Annotated in this window: 5 protein-coding genes and 1 pseudogene; all 6 read right to left on the bottom strand. The window is 65.4% G+C overall.

Annotated elements, in window-relative coordinates:
• Positions 1-771, bottom strand: a pseudogene (locus tag WAO18_RS24245) (hypothetical protein); the annotation flags it as partial.
• 191 nt (positions 772-962) lie between these two features.
• Positions 963-2,528, bottom strand: coding sequence for a polyamine aminopropyltransferase (locus WAO18_RS24240; protein WP_422208769.1), 1,566 nt, complete (start codon positions 2,526-2,528; stop codon positions 963-965).
• Complete coding sequence (locus tag WAO18_RS24235; protein WP_422208768.1) at positions 2,525-2,980, bottom strand: DUF350 domain-containing protein; 456 nt, start codon at positions 2,978-2,980, stop codon at positions 2,525-2,527. The genes WAO18_RS24240 and WAO18_RS24235 overlap by 4 nt, the downstream gene beginning before the upstream one ends.
• 44 nt (positions 2,981-3,024) lie before the next feature.
• The gene (locus WAO18_RS24230) at positions 3,025-3,456 is read right to left on the bottom strand and encodes a DUF4247 domain-containing protein (protein ID WP_422208767.1); all 432 of its coding nucleotides are present in this window, start codon (positions 3,454-3,456) and stop codon (positions 3,025-3,027) included.
• Positions 3,453-3,947 carry a DUF2617 family protein gene (locus WAO18_RS24225; RefSeq protein ID WP_422208766.1) on the bottom strand — a complete coding sequence of 165 codons (495 nt, stop codon included), beginning with the start codon at positions 3,945-3,947 and terminating at the stop codon, positions 3,453-3,455. The genes WAO18_RS24230 and WAO18_RS24225 overlap by 4 nt, the downstream gene beginning before the upstream one ends.
• Before the next feature lie 10 nt (positions 3,948-3,957).
• Positions 3,958-4,563: a DUF4178 domain-containing protein gene (locus WAO18_RS24220; protein WP_422208765.1), complete on the bottom strand. Its 606-nt coding sequence runs from the start codon at positions 4,561-4,563 to the stop codon at positions 3,958-3,960.
• Between the last annotated feature and the right edge of the window lie 220 nt (positions 4,564-4,783).

The following is a 4,783-nucleotide window of genomic DNA, read 5'->3' as shown; positions in this document are numbered from 1 at the left end:
GTACCTGAGCGCGTCACCGCCATTTCCGCCATCAATGGAGTGGCCGGGGTCCGGGTTAGTAGCTTCGGTGTAGGTGTAGCCCGCACCGCCGTTACCGAACATCGTCCCGCCGTCTTGACCGTTCGGGTCGGCCGCGGTGCCGTTCGCGCCGTTGCAGATCATTCCGCAGGAGTCCGCTGCCGCGGCCGAATGAGCGTGGTCTAGGTACCAGCTGTTGAGGACGTTGTCGACGTGGCTGCCGAAGTTGCTGTTGATCCATTCTTGTTGCAGGTTGTTCATGAATTCAGCGAACGGAGTGGTCGCTGACGTCGTGTCGACGGTGGAGTCCAGACCAGTCGTCGGGTCAGCGGAGGAGAGCGAGCTGATTGTGTCGATCGACGAGGCCGCGGCGAGGGGAGATTCCAGACCAGTCGTCGGGTCAGTGGAGGAGAACGAACCCCACGCGGCATCCAGGCTTGTGACCCAGTGGTCCAGGCCAGTCGTTGGGTCAGCGCCGGCGAGCGAACCCAACGTCGCATCCAGGCTTGCGGCCCAGTGGTCCAGGCCGACGCTGAGCGCAGGATGTGCGATCGACAACGAATTGATGATCGGGTCGAGGATGCTGTCGAGCCCAAAGTCGTCGGCGTGGGCCGCGGGCGCAGCGGCCAACGGGCTCAGGCCCAAGGCCAACAACGCGCTCGCGCCGGTGCCCAGCCCGAGCACACGTGTCTGGCGGCGGGGGTTCGACCCGCGCGAACGGCCAACGCTTCGTGAACGCTTGCGAGCAGCCATTGCCCAACTTCCCCCATCGATGAGAATCCTTAGCACTGGCTAAGTTAGACCTAGTACGCGCGTTGAGTAGGAGAATTTGCGCACACATTTCTGATTGATTTCTGGCGGCATCCCGGTGTCCCTGCGCACCAAGCCCAGTCGGTGTCAAAGACGACATCGACCGAATTGAGTGAGTCTCTGCGGCAGGCTGGCTAATCGTAGCCGTGGCGCATGTCCTCAACGATGCGCGGGTGTTCCAGCGTTGACGGTTCGAGCGTGCGGGGTCGCACATCAGGTGCGAAAACCGTCGCGGCGTCGAGCACCGACGGGTTGAGGAACCGCAGCGGCGGCGCGTCGGCCGGCACCGTCGGTCGCGGCGCTTTGTCGCCACGACGGCCCAACGCGAAGCCCCAGTCGCCGAAGGTCGGGACGTAGACGTGGTACGGCGTCACGGCGTAACCCGCGGCGGTGATGGTGGAAACCGTGCGCCAGAACGCATTCGGGGTGGAGTACGGGCTACCCGACTGCACCACCATCAGGCCACCCGGGGCCAGCGCGCGGGATACCAAGGTATAGAACTCAGTCGAATACAGGCGCCCCAGCACCGGTGTATCGGGATCCGGAAGATCCACGATGACAGCGTCGAAGGAACTTCGCGTATCGCGCAGCCACTTCATCGCATCGCCGGTCACGATGTGTACCCGCGGGTTGTCCAGCGAACCTCCATTGGCGGAACGCATTGTGCTGCGGGCTAAGTCGATGACCGCGGGATCGAGTTCGACTTGCACGATCTTCTCGACGCCCGGCGTGCGCAGCAGTTCACTGGCCGCGAGCCCGTCGCCTCCGCCCAGCACCAGCACCGAGTGTGCTCCGGCGCCCAGTGCGGGATAGACCAGGCTTTCGGTGTAGCGGTACTCGTCGCGGGTGGAGAATTGAAGACCACCATCGAGGTACAGCCGCATGTCGTTGCCGCGACGGGTGACGACGATCTCCTGGTAGGCGGATTGCCGAAAGGCGACGATCGGGTCGGCGTATAGCCGTTGGCGGCTGGTGGTTTCTATGTCCTGAGCTCGCAGCAGCAACGTGGCAAGCAGCGCCAGGGCCACGCCCAGCGCACCGATCGCCGCTCCCAGCTGTCGGGCGGTCACCACCCGTCGCAGCAGGAAGATCGAAACGACCGCGGCGGCAACCAGATTGACGATGCCGGTGGCGGCGGCGCCGCGGATCATGCCGAGGTGCGGCAGCAGAACGAACGGCCAGGCCAGTCCACCGATCAGGGCGCCCAGGTAGTCCGCGGCGTTGAGGTTGGCCAGCGTCCGGCCGGTGTCGGTTGCCTCCGCGACCCGGCCCTGCTGCAGCAGCGTCATCAACAAGGGCACCTCGGCGCCGACTAGTGCACCGATCAAGGCGGTGCCCAGCGCCAGCATCAGCAGCGACCCACCGACGAACGAGAACATCACATACAACGCGGCGGCCGACAGTCCGCCGACAATGGCCAGTACGGCTTCAACGGCGACGAAACTGATTGCCGGCCAACGCAGCAGTGGCTTGACGAGCAGGGCGCCCGCGCCCAGCGCGGCGATGTACCCCGCGACGATCAACGAGGTGGCGACGATGCCGCCGCCGTTGAGGCTGGTCGACAGCGTCAGTAGCGCGAGCTCATAGACGATGCCGCACGCGGCACACGCCGCGACCGCGGCCAGCAGTACCGCCCGCCAGCGCGTGGTCGTGCCCGGCTCGAGGGCAGACGAATCAGGCTGTTGCTCAGTCGATGTCATGACAGCGCGGCGGCGGTCACTCCTCCCACAGCCAGCAGCATCACGGCCGTGGCGAACGCAGCAGGGTGCAGCTCCGGCTCGTCGATGTGCTCATGGAAATCACCGGGTATCACGAAGTGCATGCTCAGAATTGCGACCCCTTGCAGAGCCACGCCCATCAGCCCGTACACCGCCACGCCGACCAGCCCCTGGCCGAGCTGGCTGTAGCTGTTGGTGATCGCGCTGATGATGACGGCGGCCAGCGCGATGTAGTTGGCGCAGGCAAGCATGACGGCGTTGGGGCGGCGGTCGATGAAGACAAGCTGCCGGAGCTTCCCCGGGGTCAGCACGTCAACCACGACGAAGCCGAGGACCAGAACGGCGGTGCCCACCAGGAAGTACAAGATGGTGGCCAGGGCGCCTTTGAAGACCGGATTGAGGTCGATCGTTCCCAACTCGACGGCCAGGTACATGACTGTCTCCTTTCGCTCCTACGCGGATTGCGTTCGGTTAGGGGTCATTTGGTTCCGCCCGGGCCGCCGGTGCTGCCACCCGAGCCTCGCGACGGTGATCCGGGATAGAACCCGGGGCCAAGGAAGATAAACGAGCCGTGGCTGTAGCCGGCGGCCAAGTCTTCGACTCGGATGCTGCACGGCCGCGTACCGTCGGGTCCGACCGACACGATGGCGTCGTCGTAACGCAGGTATTGGGTGCCGGCGTTGTCAGCTCGTGCCGCGGGGCTGTGATAGCCGGTGAGCGTGTCGGCCACCTGGGTGGGCGATCCTGTGCACAGATACCGGGTGCCGCCGGCGTCGCGAGAATATTCTTGGTAGTGGGCAGCGAGATAGGAGCGTATATCCTTGTGCTGCAACGTTATTCCGAATAAGAGACTGGCAATTGAGCAGGCGACCAGGCCAACGGCCAACATGAACAGGCCGTTGCGGCTCATGGGCGCCACCGGCTGGCGGTGTAGACGACGGTGCCACCGGACTGGGCGGGGTACAGGTGCCAGGTCTGCCAACGCCAGCCGGCACCGTCTGGTTCGGCGGCCAGCGCGGTCAACGCCGCATTGTCGCCGGGGAATGTGCCGCCCAGCCAACCGTTCTCGGTTGCGCAGCGTCCGCGAAGCTGGTCGGCGAGCTGACGGAACGCGGCCTCGTCGTACAGGTCGTTTCGAGATTCGAGGTGATAGCCGGGTGCCTGAGTGCTTTCCGGCAGCTCACCGCCGAAATGGCACGAAACTTGTTCGGAGAACAGGGTGTTGGCGTACTCGACGGTGATGACATGCGAGGCGCCCAGCACGCCCAGCACCAGTGTGCCGCCGTTGGGGTGGACCAGGCGACTGGTGGCCAGGGGGAGTGGAGCGGGAGCGTTGAGCGCCAGCCCGAGTCCCGAACCGCTGACGTCGACAGGGGTTACTGACAGCTGATGAAGCGGCACTGAGGTGCCCTTACGCCGTCGGGGGTGGGGCCGGATAGACGGTGAGCTCACTGGTCACCACCGACTTGCCGGTGGAAACCTCCCACGGCATGCCCGGCCCCCAGCGCTCGAAGGAGAGCAACGCGCTCTCGCCGTCGTCGGCATAGTCGACGAAGTCCATGTCGCCGCCCGGTGGCAGGCCGGTTGTGCCTTCGGTCGTGTAGCCGGCGTGACCGCGCTCAGACTCGTGATAGGTCACGCCGTCGACCACGTGCTGGCCGCCCGGCTCGAGTTGTAAGTCCTTGCGGCTGACCCACATCGCGAGCTTGAGCCGCCCGTCGTCGTCTTCGACGCTGAACCAGAGCGGCTGATCGCCACCTTCCAGCAAGTGTTCCCACCAGACGAACGGACCCTCGCGATAGGTGACCGATCCGCGCACTACATAATCGACGCCACCGTGGCTGACGATCGCGCCCGGTCCGAGCTGACGAGGCCCGAATTCCGGTGCTGCGGAGGTGAAGGCAAGGGGATCCTGGCGCCCGACCGGCGGCTTTTTCGGACGCCGCAACGCAGCGACGAAGACGACCACCGCCGCGATGAAGAGCACCGCGGCGAGCACGAGCAGCACAGTCCCCATGGCAAACCTCTCGGACGATCGCACCGCGGTTGGTCGATAGTCGATTGAAGTTAACAGGTTCTGCCGGGTCAGGACGGAGTACCGCGATCTAGCGGCTGACCGGCTTGCGGGTGTGTTTGCCGCTCGAGCTTGACGCTGCCGGTCTCAGCTGCCGGTCTCAGCTGCCGGGTTGGCCTGGCTGTCCCGGCTCGCCGGGCTGACCACCGAGTCCGGGTGCGCC

This window comes from Mycobacterium sp., assembly GCF_049278535.1.
In the GTDB taxonomy this organism is placed as follows: domain Bacteria; phylum Actinomycetota; class Actinomycetes; order Mycobacteriales; family Mycobacteriaceae; genus Mycobacterium.
The sequence above is the reverse complement of the archived record's forward strand: the minus strand, read 5'-3'. Positions and strand labels throughout refer to the sequence as shown.